Origin of the sequence: Kangiella japonica (assembly GCF_039523535.1) — a bacterium.
In the GTDB taxonomy this organism is placed as follows: Bacteria; Pseudomonadota; Gammaproteobacteria; order Enterobacterales; family Kangiellaceae; genus Kangiella; species Kangiella japonica.
On sequence record NZ_BAAAFM010000008.1, the window covers coordinates 242,728 to 259,973 of the forward strand.

At 42.1% G+C, this 17,246-nt stretch carries 14 protein-coding genes; 7 read left to right on the forward strand and 7 right to left on the reverse strand.

Features of this window, described 5'->3' with window-relative positions; genetic code table 11:
* Positions 1-3: 3 nt before the first annotated feature.
* Positions 4-2,820, reverse strand: coding sequence for a TonB-dependent receptor plug domain-containing protein (locus ABD128_RS10245; protein ID WP_343989852.1), 2,817 nt, complete (start codon positions 2,818-2,820; stop codon positions 4-6).
* 240 nt (positions 2,821-3,060) lie between these two features.
* Between ABD128_RS10245 and ABD128_RS10250 the strand changes: the two genes are divergently transcribed.
* The 5 genes from ABD128_RS10250 (at position 3,061) to infA (ending at position 6,921) form a co-directional block, all read left to right on the forward strand.
* Positions 3,061-3,483, forward strand: coding sequence for a LexA family protein (locus tag ABD128_RS10250; RefSeq protein ID WP_343989855.1), 423 nt, complete (start codon positions 3,061-3,063; stop codon positions 3,481-3,483).
* A complete protein-coding gene (locus tag ABD128_RS10255) occupies positions 3,483-4,739 on the forward strand; it encodes a Y-family DNA polymerase (protein ID WP_343989858.1) in 1,257 nt (418 codons plus the stop codon). Before ABD128_RS10250 ends, ABD128_RS10255 begins: the two co-directional genes overlap by 1 nt.
* A gap of 121 nt (positions 4,740-4,860) precedes the next feature.
* Positions 4,861-5,571: a leucyl/phenylalanyl-tRNA--protein transferase gene (aat, locus tag ABD128_RS10260; protein ID WP_343989861.1), complete on the forward strand. Its 711-nt coding sequence runs from the start codon at positions 4,861-4,863 to the stop codon at positions 5,569-5,571.
* 41 nt (positions 5,572-5,612) lie between these two features.
* Positions 5,613-6,341 carry an arginyltransferase gene (locus tag ABD128_RS10265; RefSeq protein ID WP_343989864.1) on the forward strand — a complete coding sequence of 243 codons (729 nt, stop codon included), beginning with the start codon at positions 5,613-5,615 and terminating at the stop codon, positions 6,339-6,341.
* Between the two features lie 361 nt (positions 6,342-6,702).
* Positions 6,703-6,921 carry a translation initiation factor IF-1 gene (infA, locus tag ABD128_RS10270; RefSeq protein WP_110201583.1) on the forward strand — a complete coding sequence of 73 codons (219 nt, stop codon included), beginning with the start codon at positions 6,703-6,705 and terminating at the stop codon, positions 6,919-6,921.
* Positions 6,922-7,013: 92 nt separating this feature from the next.
* On the opposite strand, the gene clpA is transcribed toward infA, so the two are convergent.
* Both clpA and clpS read right to left on the reverse strand, forming a co-directional pair.
* On the reverse strand, positions 7,014-9,284 hold the full coding sequence (gene clpA / locus ABD128_RS10275) for an ATP-dependent Clp protease ATP-binding subunit ClpA (RefSeq protein WP_343989867.1): 2,271 nt from the start codon (positions 9,282-9,284) through the stop codon (positions 7,014-7,016).
* 55 nt (positions 9,285-9,339) lie between these two features.
* The gene (clpS, locus tag ABD128_RS10280) at positions 9,340-9,672 is read right to left on the reverse strand and encodes an ATP-dependent Clp protease adapter ClpS (RefSeq protein ID WP_343989870.1); all 333 of its coding nucleotides are present in this window, start codon (positions 9,670-9,672) and stop codon (positions 9,340-9,342) included.
* 245 nt (positions 9,673-9,917) lie between these two features.
* Here clpS and ABD128_RS10285 point away from each other — a divergent pair, with 245 nt between their 5' ends.
* A complete protein-coding gene (locus ABD128_RS10285; RefSeq protein ID WP_343989873.1) occupies positions 9,918-10,439 on the forward strand; it encodes a TIGR00645 family protein in 522 nt (173 codons plus the stop codon).
* Between the two features lie 90 nt (positions 10,440-10,529).
* On the opposite strand, the gene ABD128_RS10290 is transcribed toward ABD128_RS10285, so the two are convergent.
* On the reverse strand, positions 10,530-10,859 hold the full coding sequence (locus tag ABD128_RS10290) for a YegP family protein (RefSeq protein WP_343989876.1): 330 nt from the start codon (positions 10,857-10,859) through the stop codon (positions 10,530-10,532).
* A gap of 191 nt (positions 10,860-11,050) precedes the next feature.
* Here ABD128_RS10290 and ABD128_RS10295 point away from each other — a divergent pair, with 191 nt between their 5' ends.
* The gene (locus ABD128_RS10295; RefSeq protein WP_343989879.1) at positions 11,051-11,527 is read left to right on the forward strand and encodes a DUF3465 domain-containing protein; all 477 of its coding nucleotides are present in this window, start codon (positions 11,051-11,053) and stop codon (positions 11,525-11,527) included.
* Between the two features lie 5 nt (positions 11,528-11,532).
* Here the strand turns inward: ABD128_RS10295 and ABD128_RS10300 are convergent, their stop codons facing one another.
* The 3 genes from ABD128_RS10300 to ABD128_RS10310 form a co-directional block, all read right to left on the reverse strand.
* A complete protein-coding gene (locus tag ABD128_RS10300; protein ID WP_343989882.1) occupies positions 11,533-12,123 on the reverse strand; it encodes a carboxymuconolactone decarboxylase family protein in 591 nt (196 codons plus the stop codon).
* An 11-nt stretch (positions 12,124-12,134) separates the two neighbouring features.
* Entirely contained in the window at positions 12,135-15,026 is a 2,892-nt protein-coding gene (locus ABD128_RS10305; protein ID WP_343989884.1) for a M16 family metallopeptidase, read from the reverse strand.
* Between the two features lie 150 nt (positions 15,027-15,176).
* The gene (locus ABD128_RS10310) at positions 15,177-17,120 is read right to left on the reverse strand and encodes a M1 family metallopeptidase (protein ID WP_343989887.1); all 1,944 of its coding nucleotides are present in this window, start codon (positions 17,118-17,120) and stop codon (positions 15,177-15,179) included.
* Positions 17,121-17,246 lie beyond the last annotated feature (126 nt).

A 17,246-nucleotide genomic window follows, 5' to 3' on the forward strand; every position in this document is an offset into this window, starting at 1 on the left:
AGATTAGAATACGTATGTTGCTTCAAGATAAACCTCTCGGCCGATACCTGCACCACCGTATACAAAGTTGTTGTACCATGGGAATGCGTTAGGACCAATTGTTCTATCTCTAGGTGCACCATTATCAAACAAATCACGAATCGTTAAACGAGTTCGAAAGTCTGAAGTCCAGTTATAGGATGTTGTTAAGTTATAACGGAAGTGTGGTGGCACTCTATCGCTTAGAGTTCCATCCAATACAAGCGGATGGCCTGGGTCATAAACTGTTGTAGAACCACGGCGTAACATTGTTAATGCAATTCCGAAGTCATTATAACTATATGCTGCGGTAGCATTAATGTTAGAGCGAGGCTCCCAGCCACCCAGAATTGGGTCATCACGTAACTCAACACCATCAAATTCGTGACTTAATAAATGAGAATAGTTAACTACAAAATCAAAACGACCATAGTCAATATCGAAACCATACATTAAGCGAGCATCTAGAGACTCAACAGACTCTTCTGAAATGTTACGCGGAGTAACGTTAAAAGAATTAATCTCATCAACATCGTCATCAGGGTTGTATACACGTGTAATTAGGTTAGAAACCTGATCACAGCTAATGTCTGATAAGTCTTGCGATGGTCTTGAGCCTGTTACTTGTACAGAGCCATTAGTTAAGCATTCGAACTCACGGAACAATAATGAGCTTGAAGATAGCTGAGCTACTCGATCTTCAAGAGTAACTTTTTGCCAATCTAGTTGGAAGGTCAAGTCATCAGTAATATCGTAGACAAAACCTGCCCAACGTGTATCACCAGTTTCATCTTTAAGTGGCTCATTACCAACTTCACCAGGACCTAATCGACGAGCAAAGATTTGTGTTCCAGTACAATCTTCAACAGCGTCAAATGAGCCTGGCTCACCTAGCCCCTGCCAGCAAGAATATAAATCAGTTACTGTAGTGTAGAACCCTGTGCGGCTATAAACTTGAACTAGATCAGGAGCTCGGAAGGATTCTGAGTAGCCACCACGGAATAAGAAGTTATCAGCCGGACGCCACTCAAACTTCACCGATGGGGTAACTCGTGTACCGATAGATGATGAGTCTTTGTCGTATTTATCCGCACGAGCAGCTATGTTTAAGTCAAATGTTTCATGGAATGGGATGTTCATCTCCATTCCAAGTGCGGTACGCGTTCTATCGCCTTGACCATCATAACCTGTTAAGCCTAACCAACCAGATCCACTAGTGTAAGGGAAAGGAGGTGTTTGCTTAATTAATTCGTCAGGGTTGAACTTGAGTTCCTGTTTTTCATATTCAAGAACTGCAGCGTAAGAAACCGGACCTGCTTCCATATCCCACAGATCACCACGCAACATGAATTGCGCGCCAGTAGATGATGTTTCGTTACCGTAAGTTTGAGTGCCTAGAGCGCTATTTACCAGATCTCGGTTTGAGTCATCAACCTGAGCAAACAAGTTATCCCACAATCCGAAAGTACCATTACCTTGGAATACAGGTGTTGCACCCGCATAACCTAAGAAGTCACCAAAGAAAACGTCAATGGCTTCTTGTGCTTTAAAGCGTACACGGCTACTTTCTAGCTCGTACTCACTTCTATAAACGGAAGCTTCCCATTCGTGATCACCAAAGTAACCTCTAGCACCAAATGATGCGTTGTAAGAGTTGTCTTCGAATTTTGAATCTAGTGAGCGCTGAAGGTCTGACTCATAGAAACTTCTTAAGACTGTATAGTAATCACCATTATTAACGTTAAAGATACGCTCTTGAATGAAAATACTATAGCGGTCTACCGATGATTCACTTGAGTTGTATAAAAGTTCCCCGAAAAGTTCTACGTCCCCAAGGTCATATGTACCATTTGCGAAAACAGATAATTGCTCGCGCTCATTTCGGAAGTTTGTTAGCGCAATATTGTCACGACCACACAAATAACCTAAAGATTCAGAGAATAAGAACCTCTCTGAGCCAAAGTTTTCACACTGGTTACCCGGATCTACTAATGTAAACGAGTTACGATCTAATACATAAGTGTCGAAGTTAAGCGTTGGAGACTCTATATCTGCATAAGGGTAATCATCATTTGAATCATACTTATCGTAATCACCAGCGCTGATAGGATCAGTCTTACGATAAGAAACCCCGACTGTGAAGTTTCCGTTCTCAGTTACCGTTCCAGTTGTTAAATCAACTCTGTAATCGTTTCCTTCAGCCTCAACTGGGCGGCCATAAATTACGTTAACAGTTGTTTCATCAACATTTTCTTTTAGAACAATATTAACTACGCCTGCAACTGCATCAGAACCGTAGATTGAAGAACCACCACCACTAAGTACTTCAATTCTCTCAATCGCAGCCTGAGGAATAGCACCAAAGTTTACAGCAGAGCTGCTACCTTGGTAGGCAGCTGGATAGTTTGCAACACGACGTCCGTTAATCAGAGTTAGAGAGTTACCCACACCAAAACCACGAATGTTCAATGTGCGGATATCTGGAGTGAAGCCACCTGAAAATTCAGGACCTTCGATTTGAATACCGTTGTTTATGGTTAAATCGTTCAAGGCATCAAAAACTGTTGTATGGCCTTGTTTTTTCATATCATCACCAGTAATAATCAATACTGGCGAGGCACCTTCTACATGGTTTCGCTTCAAGCGAGAACCCACAACAGTTACGGTGTCTACTTTGGCTTCTTCCTGCTGCTCATCATCATTATCCTCTTCCGCGGCATAAGCCGTTGCAGAGAATGCAACTGAGGCTGTAGCAAAAAGCGCCAACTTTACCGCTTTCGCGATAATGTTTTGCTTTGTCATTGTTTTAAATCTCCCCTAGTTTATTTTTATTCCAGCCAGAAAACCCTCCGGCAATCCAATACTAATAAAATATTTATCGTTTGAGAAGCAAAAGCTCAATTTAATTAATGACTTGCATTAATTATTTTAACAACAACTGTATTCGAGCCTATTTTATTATCGTGGAGTTATGTCGTAACTTTCAATTATGGTAATCTATAAGCTCCATTTGTTTTCGCCTTCTTGTCCTCCGGATGCAGTATGAGTAAAGTTTCCATTTTCACGCCAGGCAGCAGTCATTCTTCACTTCCTTTTTATTCGGGACGTGTTTCAGCAGGCTTTCCAGGCGTTGTTGACGAGCACATGGAAGACACCCTAAGTCTTGATCAGCTTTTGATAAAGCACCCTGAAACGACCTTCTTTGCTCGTGTTGAGGGGGATTCGATGACGGGGGCTGGGATTTTTCAGAGTGACATACTAATTGTCGATCGTTCAGTATCCGCAAAAGAAAACGATATCGTGGTAGCGCTACTTGATAATGAGTTTACGGTTAAGCGTCTAAAAACCCGAGATGGCTTATGTTTAAAAGCTGAAAATCCCAATTATGCCGATATCCCAATTACAGGAGAGCATGAGCTGGTTATCTGGGGCGTGGTCACTGGTTTAGCAAGGAATTTCCGTTAATGCTTCCAAAGCATGAAGCAACCTACGCCTTATGCGACGTAAATAGTTTTTACGTCGCCTGTGAACGGCTATTTCGCCCGGACTTAATAGGCAAGCCTGTTTTAGTGCTCAGCAACAACGATGGTTGTGCTATAGCCATGTGTGACTACTGCAAATCCATTGGCATAAAGATGGGGGCGCCCTACTTTCAGATAAAGCCCTTAATAGAAAAGCATAATATTACTTGGTTCTCTTCAAACTATGGCTTATATGGCAATATCTCCCAGCGCTTTAACCAGATACTGCAACGTTTTACAGATCACGTTGCGCCTTACTCTGTGGATGAGTCATTCCTTTTATTTCAAGGTTTTGAAGAGGACCTCATCGAACGCAGCCAGAAATTACGAAAAACGCTACTGCAATGCTTGTCGCTGCCAGTCTGTATTGGGCTTGGCCCTACTAAAACTCTGGCAAAGGTCGCCAACTACTATGCTAAGAAACATAAAAAATCCAGCACAGGAGTCGTAGATTTACGGAATGTTCATCATCGCAAATGGGCACTTCAGCACCTCGAGGTTGAAGATATCTGGGGGATTGGTCGGCGCCTTGCGCAAAAGCTGAGGTTTCAGGGAATCAGCAATGCTTGGCAATTGCATAACGCAGACTATAAAACCCTACAACGCATGTTTTCCGTCAACATGGAACGCACCATTCTCGAGTTGCGAGGCCAGCCCTGCCTTGAGCTTAACCAACACCCCGTTGCCAAGCAGTCGATTTTGAACTCGCGTTCATTCGGCACTCCTATTAGTAATAAGGCAGATCTCAAGGAAGCATTGGCTTACCACACCACTCGGTGCTGTGAAAAACTGCGTCAGCAGCAGTCTCTAGCAAGTAATATCGAAGTCCACCTATATACAAAAGACAGACAACAACTCAGCACAAATTTATCTTTAGTCGAGCCTAGCGACGATACGGGTTTATTTTTGCAAGCCGTTAATCAGGGGCTGGACAACATATTTCAAAGCCATCAGACCTACAAAAAAGCGGGGATCACTCTTTATGGCATAGTGCCTAGCAACGGTTATCAGTCTGATATCTTTAATAACTCAAAGCAGCGCCCAGAACTTATGGAAAGCCTCGATACCATTAACTCAAAATACGGTAAGGATACAATCAAGTTTGGTAGTCTCGGTTTTGAAAAGCGATGGGCCATGCGTGCTAATGCTCGCTCGCCTCACTACACCAGTCGCTGGAGCGATATTATCCAAATAAAGTAACCTAGGTAAACAGCTTTAAGCACTTCAAGGCAGTGATTGTAAGCACCGAGAAGATTACTTTAGTGGATAAGTTAGCTACTATAGTCAGCATTAAAACCAATCAACGCTAAAAACAAACTTCATGAGCAACGATATATTTTTATTAGATCAATCGCCTATATTTCCGCCTGCCAACCTGGCTCAAGAAAGCCCCAACGGTTTACTCGCGGTTGGTGGCGACTTATCCGTTGAACGGTTAATCGAAGCTTATAAAAGTGGCATCTTCCCGTGGTTTTGTGAAGGCGAGCCGATTTTGTGGTGGTCACCGGATCCACGTTGTGTGTTTTTGTTAGATGGCATTCATATTTCACGTTCGATGAAACGTGAGTTAAATAAATCACCCTATAAAATTACTATCAATAAAAACTTTGAAGCTGTCGTTGATGGATGTGCTGCGCCAAGAGCCAAGGAGCCTGAAACATGGATTTTACCTGAAATGAAAAGCGCCTACCAAGAGCTGCATTCACAAAGTGTCGCTCACTCTATTGAAGTTTGGAATGACGATGAGTTAGTAGGTGGTTTATATGGCGTGAGTTTAGGTCGCTTTTTCTTTGGCGAGTCGATGTTTAGTCACGCAAAAAACGCTTCAAAATTCGCGCTAATCTATCTTACAAACTATCTTCTTAAAAATGATTTTATCTTGCTCGATAGCCAGGTTGGCAATCCGCACCTATACAGCATGGGCGCTGTGGATATCACTAGAGAAAACTTTTTAGAGTTACTAGATAAGCACTCAGACTGGCAACAGCCAAGCGGCCTCTGGCAACCAAAACAACTCGTAGATTGGCGCTAAAGTTTGTGGAAAATGTTAGTTGAGAGTAGTAACCTAACACTATGACTCAAAAGGAAAAACCAACACAACACATTCGGTTATTCAAGGGCCCTGAGCATGCCTGCGGATACCTAGAGAACAAAATAGCAGTATCTGTATTTGCAGATCCAAGCTTGCTATTGAATAACGATTTATATTCTGAATTAAGCCGCCAGGGCTTTAGACGCAGTGGTGAGCATGTTTATCGCCCCCACTGTCAGGGGTGCTCTGCATGCTGGGCATACCGAGTAATTGTTGAGAAATTCAAGCCATCGAAAAGTCAGCGTCGAGTGTTAAAAAATAACAACCACTTTGAAGTATCCCTCGAAACTGCAGACTGCTATGCAGAGGATTATGAGCTCTATCAGCAATACATAAGCAAGCGCCATAAGGATGGCGATATGTACCCTCCTTCGAAACAACAATACTCTGATTTTTTGTTTTCTGACTGGTGCGATACGGTGTTACTAAGAGTAAGGGATAAGGGGCGCTTGATCGCCGTGATATGCCTTGATGTACTAGATGACGGACTATCTGCGGTTTATTCTTTTTTCGATACCTCAACTAACTACAAAAGCCTTGGTGTTTTTGTCATTTTAAAGTCTATCGAGTTCTGCAAAGCCATGAACTTGCCGTATTGTTACCTAGGTTATTATGTAAAAGGATGCCAAAAGATGGACTATAAAATTAAGTATGGACCGGCTCAAGTTTTCAAAGATAAACGCTGGCTCAAGTTAGATACTAGAGAGTAAATAAGACCATTAAATATTCGTTTCTAAAAAACTAGCATCGAAAAAACACCTTAAACAAAGATTCCCTAGCTCATCAGAAGCAAATTTCATAAATTGTCGTCGCCTAATCGCTAAATCAAAAATTCGCTTATTCCACTGTATGACAAGCTTATCTATCATTTTGTGCCTTAAGCCATTGATAAGTAAAATTAATTCGTGAATAAACCCAAAAATAACGAATAGCTCATAATTTTATGCACTTTAGAGATACCGCCTTATCAAAAAGTGTTAAAATATTTTTGCGATTGTGCGCCAAATAGTGCATTATACGCCCAATTTTTAGACATCTTGTTAATTGTATTCCACAGGAGAGAGAGGCCGAATGGCAAAAGAAGACGTAATTGAACTAGAAGGTAAAGTTCTGGACACCCTACCAAATACCATGTTTCGAGTAGAACTTGAAAATGGTCACGTTGTTACTGCTCACATTTCAGGCAAAATGCGTAAGAACTACATCCGTATTTTGACTGGCGATAAAGTGACAGTAGAAATCAGCCCTTATGATCTATCAAAAGGTAGAATCACCTTCCGTTCGCGTTAATTAACAACTTGTCGTTGAACATAAAAAAGGTGTTACTGAAATCAGTAACACCTTTTTTGTTAGACCTAGCCTTAAGTTGGGGCGAAATACGACTATTCTGCTTCTTCGCTCTGGGCTATTCTCTTTTGAAGAGGCTCTATACGAATATCAAGTGCCTTACCTTTTAGCGAGACATATACATCGCCACCGTCAACCAATTCACCAAATAGAATTTCATTAGCCAAAGGTTTTCGTACTTTATCGCTAATCAAGCGAGCCATAGGTCGAGCCCCCATATTCACATCGTAGCCATGTTCGGCAAACCACTCACGGGCATCATCGTCAACATGAAGATTGACCTGCTTCGCATCAAGTTGACCTTGAACTTCGGTAAGGAATTTATCAACGATAGATAAAATCACCTTCTTCGGTAGCGCATTAAACCAAACCGTCGCATCGAGTCTGTTTCTGAACTCAGGAGAGAAGGTTTTATTGATCGCTTCTTCACTGTTACGCGATAAATCTTGATCTTTGAAGCCAATCGTCTGCTTAACTAAATCCTGCGCTCCAGCGTTACTGGTCATCACTAACACCACATTGCGGAAGTCAGCCCTACGACCGTTGTTATCGGTCAAAGTACCGTGATCCATAACCTGTAATAACAAGTTAAAGACATCAGGGTGAGCTTTTTCAATCTCATCAAGTAACACAACGGCATGAGGATTTTTATTCACAGACTCAGTTAACAAGCCACCTTTGTCATAGCCAACATAGCCAGGAGGTGCGCCAATGAGCCTTGAAACTGTATGTCGCTCCATATATTCCGACATATCGAAGCGAATCAATTCTACGCCCATTAGTTTCGCCAGTTGTTTTGTGACCTCTGTTTTACCAACCCCTGTCGGGCCTGCAAATAGGAATGAACCTACAGGGCGGCCCTCCTGTCCCAATCCAGCTCGAGACAGCTTAATAGCCTCAGACAAAGTATCAATGGCTTTATCTTGACCAAAGACCACCATTTTCAGGTTTCGATCTAAGTTCTGTAACAGCTTCTTATCTGAGGAAGACACTGTTTTTTCAGGAATTCGAGCAATTTTTGCAATAACTTGCTCAATATCCACAGACTCGATGACTTTCTTACGGTTTTCTTCGGACTGAATTCTTTGACGTGCACCAGCTTCATCAATGACATCAATGGCTTTGTCAGGTAATTGACGATCATTAATGTATTTCGCAGAAAGTTCTGCGGCGGTTTTCAAAGCCGAAGCCGTGTACTTAACCTGATGATGTTGCTCGTAACGTTCTTTCAGGCCTTCCAGGATAGAAACCGTTTCTTTAACACTCGGCTCGTTGATATCGACTTTCTGGAAGCGTCTAGCTAAAGCATGGTCTTTCTCAAAAATACCTCGGTACTCTTGGAAAGTTGTAGAACCGATGCAGCGTAACTCACCATTGGCAAGTACAGGTTTAATCAAGTTTGAGGCATCCATAGTGCCCCCCGAAGCGGCACCAGCTCCAATAATGGTATGGATTTCATCGATAAATAGAATCGCGTGACGTTCTTTTTTAAGCTGAGCTAAAACCGCTTTTAAACGCTTTTCAAAATCACCTCGATATTTAGTCCCAGCGAGCAGCACTCCTAAATCTAAGGAGTGAACCACAGCGTCAGAGATAACTTCTGGGACTTCGCCATCAACAATCCTCTTTGCGAGACCTTCAGCGATGGCGGTTTTACCGACCCCGGCATCACCAACAAGTAACGGGTTATTCTTACGTCTGCGGCATAAGATTTGAACCACTCTTTCAACTTCGTGCGTTCTACCGATTAAGGGATCAATCTTACCCTCTTCCGCCATTTTATTAAGGTTAATGGCATATTGGTCCAAAGGCTTAGCCTCAGGAGCGTCCTCGGGTTGAACTTCATCTTCTATTTCTGTGGACTCAAAATCATCTTCAGCAACACCGTGAGAAATGAAATTAACCACATCGAGCCTGGAAACGTCTTGTTTTGACAATAAGTACACCGCCTGTGACTCAGGCTCACTAAACATGGCAACTAAGACATTAGCCCCACTGACCGATTCTTTGCCAGATGACTGAACATGAAACACGGCTCGCTGCAAAACACGCTGAAAGCCGATAGTTGGCTGAATTTCATAGTCTTCATTATCTTCAGAAAACTGCGGTGTTGTTTTACCGATAAAGTTTTCCAAATCTTCACGTAGCGTTGATAAGTCTACTGAACAAGCTTTCAGCACTTCGATAGCATCTTTGTTATCCAACAATGCCAACATCAAATGTTCAATAGTTATGAATTCGTGACGATATTCACGAGCTCGATGAAATGCTTTATTTAGCGACTGCTCTAATTCTTTATCAAGCATATAAACCTCTACTTAGAAGCCATAATGGCTCATTGCCGAGTTAATGGGTGCGGCTTTACGCGTCTTCAGGTTCCATCACGCACAACAGCGGATGTTCGTTTGAACGTGAAAACTCATTGACCTGAACTACTTTAGTTTCAGCAATATCAGGCGTATAAATACCACACACACCCTGCCCCTCGTTATGTACTTGAAGCATAACTCGGGTAGCTTTCTCCTGATCCATGGAAAAAAACTTACGCAACACCTCAATGACGAAGTCCATCGGCGTATAATCGTCATTTAAGATCATAACCTTATACATTGGCGGTTTTTTTAGTTTCGGTCTTGCTTCCGCAACCGCCAATCCTTGATCTTTATCTTCGTTAAATTTCTCTTCGTTACTCATATTTGGCTAATACTTGCCGGTTAATGGCTTTACATTTCTATTATGGCTATTAATGAGGGCATTTGGAAGGAGTTCAAGCGAGTTACTTTAGAATCTTTACAAGAGCACTCTGCGACATTAGCTCCCTGGCCATTTAACTTCAGTTACAATATAAATAGTTACATAATTTATGAATAAAACATTTACAGAGACTGTTTTTAAATTACAATATTCTGAATTTTAAATAAATTGAAACTAGGAATTAAATGAAAAAGATTGAACACATAGTCGAAGCTGGAATTTTCAATAGCCGATGGGTGCTAGCGCCTTTCTTTATAGGCCTTATTTGTTCTATTTTCGTACTTCTTAGTGGTTTTGCCAGAGAATTATGGCATTTACTAACCCATTTTAAGACGCTTAGTGAGACAGACACTATTCTCGGGATACTGGCGTTAGTCGATATGACATTACTTGCTAACCTGTTGATTATCATAATCTTTAGTGGGTATGAGAGTTTTGTTTCAAAACTTGATATCTCAAATCACGAAGACAAGCCCGGCTGGATGGGTAAAGTAGGATTCTCTACGTTAAAAGTTAAGCTCATCAGCTCAATCGTAGCAATATCGGGTATTGACCTACTAAGAACTTACATGCAGCTTGATAACGACAGCACCATTAGCCTCGAAATTGTGCAATGGAAGTTGTTTATTCACGGTGTATTCGTAATTTCTGGATTACTATTTTCAGTCATGGATTACTTAACTTCGAAAAGTGGCAATAACCACTAATGGAGTGAACTATTCCAGAGCTGTATTGATAGAAATAAAAAGCCCCGTATCAGACGGGGCTTTCTTTACAGGCAAATAACTCGAGAGCGACTATTCTTCAACAACTTTTGCATCAGGTGCATTACGCGCCACAGAGCTGATACCGTTATTGCGGCCACTTTCTGACTTATACATTTGGCTTTTACCAATTTGCTGACCGTTTGTAGCATTTAAGCCGAAATAAAAGCGGCCATCTTTTGCTGTTTTCTTTTCAAACCGTCCTTCATCTTGAGAATTCTTTCGAACTGATTCAATGCCATTTTCACAAGCTGATTGAGAAGAGTAACCCTGACTTTGTAAAATCACTTCACCGTTTCCAGCTTTTAAAACAAAGTAGCTTTTACCATCATTACCCTTTGAAATTACGAATTTTCCCGCCATTCTTATTACCTCACTTTGTTAACTTGACTGAGTTCAATCAGCCTCCTAATCACAAATACTTACTCATTTAATCTAAAAACTCAAGCATTTAGCGTGATTTTTAATAGAACATTAAACATTTTGTTGTGCTCTCGGATTAGATTAACTCATAATCGAGTAATGCCCATAGAGTGTAAACAAAAGGCCCCACATTGACTCATCCAAAAAACAAACGTCTTGCAGTGCTTTTTTTAGCTATTCTGGCAGTAGTTTTTTATCTAGCAGAAGGAAGCCTCGGAGGGATTGGCGACAGCCATAAAGGAGAACTCAATCACTCAGAGGAACAAAACTCGAATGCACACAAAACCCTTCAGGGCTATTTTGATAAAAAGGTCTCAGGAAAAATGATTACCATTAACGCTAAAATAACCAAGGTCTTACGGGACGACCTTCATCCTCCTCGTCATCAGCGCTTTATTATAAAGCTTGATAACAATTTAACAGTTCTAGTAACACACAACACTGATTTAGCACCACGAGTTAAATCTATAAAAGCGGGTGAGTGGATTAAAGTCACAGGTCAGTATGAGTGGAACAGTAAGGGAGGCGTGATACATTGGACCCATCACGACCCACAAGGACGCCGTGATGGTGGCCAAATTATTTATAAAGGCAAGGTCTACCGTTAGACAGTTTATTTATGGCGCTTGCCGTCCCAGCCACCCTGCTTTAACACTTTTTCACCCATCTGGGTTGGAACTTCCTCTAATTCGGTAGCCATAGAGTCATTCCAGCGATTTAAGAAACCGTAGAGACAAATAGCTCCAAGGATTTCTACGATTTGGTCATCGCTCCAATGGTTCTGCATTCGATCCATGAGGGGCTGATCGACATCGTTAGGTACAGAGCCAGCGGCTAGCGCATAATCAAGCGCTACACGCTCAGCGTCTGAATAGAGCGGACTTGTTTGATAGTCCCAAATGGCCTCTAGCTTTTCTTCGCTAATGCCATGGATCTGAGCGGCTACTAGCGAATGTGCCTCACAATATTGACAGCCTGCGGCTCGACTGGCGAAATGAGCCAGAAGCCTCTTAAAGCCTAAATCAACCTCGCCGTCTTCCGCCATCACGGCTTTGGTTAAAACACCAAAGCCTTTGACGATTTCTGGACGACGCTGCATCGTCAGTAAACTATTAGGAACAAAGCCTAAGATTTTCTCGAAAATAGCAAAATCTTCGGCTAAATCAGGGTGTAAATCTTTATCCAGTGGCTCTAAAAATGCCATATCAATATCCTCTACAGTTGCTTTCCTAAAAGGATATTGCCATGAATATCCAATACGATTGGTTTGCCCATTTCTAGCTCTTCTAAGCGTTTTAGCTGGGTCTTAGCATCACCTACAATCAAGTAATCCATTTTTTCGGGGCTCATGTACGTCTCAATGGTTTGCTTGAAGTCTGTCAGCGTTAGCTCTGTTAGTTCGTCCTGCTCTAACTGCAAATAATTTAGAGGCAAATCATAACTACTGATATTGGATAATATCCCCAGCATATTACTCAGAGTTTCAAACTCAAGTGTTTGACGCTTCAAAATAATATTTTTAGTAGTTTCTAAGTCTTCTTGTGTGAAGCTATCTTTATAACGCTCAATTTCATTAATCAAGAGCTCCAGTGACTCTTTAGTAACATTCGCGCGAACGCTAGTTTGAGCCCTAAAACTGCTCATGGATTTGCGGCGAGAAACATAAGAGTAAGCACCATAGGTGTAACCTTTTTGAATTCTCAACAATTGGAACAAGCGCGCACTGGAACCTGAACCAAGACGGTTATTGGCATAGACCAAATTATTGTAGTCTTCATGCCCGCCAGGGAAAACTAACTGTCCTGCCGCTATGACAGACTGTTTAGCATTTGGGATATCAATGAAATACAGCTGTGGCTCGCTATCGGTACCTTTTGTCTCATAGCTAGGCCAAGTAACATCCTTTGCTTTCCACGAGCGCTCTAACGACGCAAGAGCCTCTAATACGGTATTTTGATTAACGTCACCGACGATGTGGTAAGCAGCCACACTTGGTGAGACGTTTTTATAGTAAAAGTCTTTAACGTCGTCCAATGTGATCCTGGAGACGGTTTCACTGGTGCCACTTATTGGAGTTGCTAAGATATGGCCATCACCATAGAGTAACTTACGGCTAACCACTGAAGCTACGGACTGGGCGTCCCCTTCCCGTTGCTTCAGGTAAGTCAAAAGTCGTTTTTTAATACGCTCAAATTCTTCCTCATCAAAACGAGGCTCTAACAGCATTTCTTCAACTAGGGCTAGTGTTTGCTTGTAGTTACGACTCAAAGTGTTAGCACTAATGGTCATCGACTCATCGTCGGCAGAGATATAAATATCTGCGCCTATCAGACCGATCGCATCCTCCAGCTCTTCAGCGGTCTTACGCTGAGTTCCTTCCATCATAAGCTCAGCCAGTATATAAGCCACGCCCGATTTATCAGGCTGATCCAAGTAATGCCCACCATCAATGTCTAAGCTAAATTGCACTAGCGGCAACTCGTTATGCTCAATACCTAATACTTTTAAGCCATTGGCGAGCTCGTCTCGCCACACCGTAGGCGGTGTCAACAGTGGCGCTTCACCAAGTGGTGGCTCAGTGCGTGGGAAACTTGAAGGCGTTCGTGGGAAGTCTTCGGTGTCAGATAACACAACCTCTTCTTCCGCACCTTGTACAATTTCTTCTTCAACAACACCGGCGTCTTGCGCCCCTTCCACAGCAAGCTCAATTTGCCCTTTAGGCACAAAGCTGGTCATCACATAGTGATGATTTTTAATATATTTGTCGTATGCAGCTAAGATATCGTCTTTAGTAACAGCCTTAATCGAAGCTATATCTTTTTGTAAATAATCCGGTGACCCCGCGTACTCGTTATAGGTCGCTAAATTAAAGGCTTTATTGAGGACGCTTGAAATACTGTTATAAAACTGAGTTTCTTGGCGTACTTTGATTCGCTGTAAGTCTTTATCTGAAAAACCTTCTTTTTCAAATTTTTGCAAAGCTTCTTCGATAGCAACTTTGACATCATCAAGATCCACACCAGCATTAGCTCGAACACGAATAGTAAACTCTCCTGCGATTTCTCTAGAGCTATTATACGCGCTGACGCTAGGTGCTAACTTTTTGTCTTCAACGATAACCTTATACAACGGCGCTCGCTTACCACGAGATAGAATCTCGCCTAGCGCATCCAAGGCATAAGAGTCTTTGTGATACTCTTCGATGGTTGGGAACACTAAACGCAGCTCAGGGAGCTTAGCAAAGTTGTCCTCATGCGATAATGAAATAGTTTTCTCGAGCGTTACAGGACGAGGCTCTAGCTTTTCAACTGGCTGCCCTTTCTTGATTTCACCAAACCATTTCTTAACTAATCGCTTGGTTTCTTCAATATCAATATCACCAGCAATTACTAGGGTCGCATTATTTGGACCATAGTATTTCGCATAGAATTCTTTTACGTCTTCAAGACTCGCGTTTTGCAAATCCTCAAGGCTACCAATAACTGGCCAGTTATAAGGATGATCTTTTGGGTATAAGTGACTCGATATAACACCGCCAGTGTGGCCATAGGGTCTATTATCAACTCTTTGACGTTTTTCGTTTTTAACCACCTGTTTCTCACGTTCTAGCGCGTCTTTAGTTACAGTGTTAATCATATAGCCCATTCGATCTGAATCGATCCAAAGCAGCTTTTCAAAAGCATCCTTCGGCACAACTTCATAATAAATAGTGCCATCGTTCCAAGTACCGCCATTACGAGTGCCACCTAGTTCACCAATCATTTTACGATTTGCGCCTAAAGGTACGTTCTCAGAGTTGTTGAAAGCCATGTGCTCAAAGAAATGAGCAAAGCCTGTTTTACCAAGTTCTTCACTACTGGAGCCCACATGGAAAATAGTTGCAATAGCAACAATTGGATCTGATTTATCTTGATGGAGAATAACTTTTAAACCGTTATCCAGTGTGTATTTATCGTAGGGGATGGCGAAACTGGAACTATCCTTTTGCTCTTTAACGTCGCTTGTCATTCCTTGCTTCGTGCCCGCCCTTTCAGTACTAGTGCAAGCAACCATCATAAGCGCTGCTGAGGCAAGAGCAACAAATCCTTTAACCATTTTTATTTTCATTAAAATCCCCTTGTGTTCAAAGAAGGATACTATACTAAACTCCTGCGATAAATTGGCAAGTCCAAATGTCAGCTATAACGGTCAAGGCTAAATTCATCAGATATAAAAAAAGGCCTTCCTAAGAAAGCCTTTTTGAACATCGCTTAAACCTTACTTACCTACGATTTCATCAATCGTTCCTTGTGCTAAAGGATGGTAGCCAGGACGTGCAACTTTATAAACACGTTTTGCGAACTTAGCGCCTTCGTCCGTGTTCATTAGCTCACGATACAAAGGAACGATAAGCTTGCGACGGCCAATTGAAACTAAATATGTTTCTAGGCGTGGCATCACTACATCATAGTTAGTTTTAACTGCCAACATTAACCAAGCATGAGCAATTTCATTGTTGGTAGAATCCGTCAAACTAAACGCTTGGTCTAGCTGCTTCATTTGCTCTAGCTTTAAATCTTCCGGCAAATTATTAATAAAGTGCAGCCACTCGTGAACAGTCCACTCAGCAGAGCCCATTTCAGACAACTGTGTTTCGCCGCCTAGCCATGCTTTCGTTTTTGAGTCGATAGTAGTAAAAGCGTCAGAGGTTGGGTTTGGCATCATTTCTGGAAGCATTGGCTCATGGATCCAAACGTTAATCTCGTCCATGCTCACAACACCAGGGTGCTTTTCCAGAAGGTTTTCATTTAAATACTTTTTAAACTCTTCTGTGGTTAAGCTTTGGAACGCGTGACTATTGAAATACTCCACCAAGAACTCATCAAAAACTTCGCGGCCAAACTTATTTTCAAGGTAAGTCAGGAACATTTGACCTTTAGTGTAAGGAACACCTGAGAAAGCATCATCAGGATCACGACCATCTAGATTAACGTTTAAGATAGTGTCGCCCTTCGGTAAAGCTTCAACCTCTTGGCGCAAACCTTGTACATCAAGCGCACGCTCCATAGTGGCACGCTTCTTACCGTACAGCTCTTCCATGATGCGGTTTTCAACATAGCTGGTGAAACCTTCGTTTAACCAGAAGTCACGCCATGTAGCGTTAGTCACAAGGTTACCGGACCATGAGTGCGCTAGTTCGTGTGCGATTAGGTTAACTAAACTTTTATCGCCAGCGATAACCGTTGGCGTAATAAATGATAAACGCGGATTTTCCATACCACCGAATGGGAAGCTAGGTGGTAAGATTAATAAATCATAACGCCCCCAACGATAAGGGCCAAACATTTCTTCAGTAACCTTAACCATCTCTTCAGTGTCGTTGAATTCAGCCACTGAAGCATCGAGTAAACCTGGCTCAGCATAAACACCGGTTCTGTCGCTCATCGCTTTAAACTCAAGGTTACCAACGCCAAGCGCGATCAGATATGGAGGGATAGCCTGTGGCATTTCGAAATGATAGTCACCATCAAGCTCAGTATCAGGCTCGTTGAAAGCGCTCATCACAGCCAATAAATCTTTCGGCGTTTTCAGGTTTGCCTTGTAAGTTACGCGAACCGCTGGCGAATCTTGAATAGGAATAAAGCTACGCGCATGAATGGCTTGCGCCTGGCTGTAAACGAACGGGTGTTTTTTGCCAGCTGTTTGCTCAGGCGTTAACCACTGTAAGCCGCTTGCTTGCGGCTGAGTGCGGTAATAAACACGTGCTTTAGTCGTGTTATCGTCTAGCTCAACGGTTAACTTTGAACCTAGTACAGGATTTTTGTCAGCCAAGTCAAATTCAGTATCGACCCAACCCGCGTCGGTCATATACTGAGCTTTCTGAATATCGATATCTCTGGTGTCTAAAACTAAAGTAGACACACCGTCTTTTAAACGATCAAAAGTAATGTCGACGAACCCTTCAAGCGACCTCGCCTCGAAGTTAACATTTAACTCTAAATCTAAATGCTTAAGCTCGACTTCATCAAGGTTTCCGTAAGAATGCTCATCTACACGCGTGGTTTCCGTGTGTTTAGCTTCAGCGCCTTTCACTTCGCCCTTGTCGACAGCTTGTTCTTGTTTAACCGTCTCTTTACTAGACTTGGTATCTTCTGACTCTTGCTGACAAGCAGCTAAGCTAAAGGCCGCTGCCAACAGTAAATACTTATAACTTGTCTTCATTACTTTTCTCTTTTATCGTAGAAGTTTGATATTTAACCAATTATAAAAATTTAAGTAAAGCAAAGCGTCTTACTTAAAGTGGCTTTATTGTAGATCCTTAAAGCATGGAATCATAGGTCATATCAG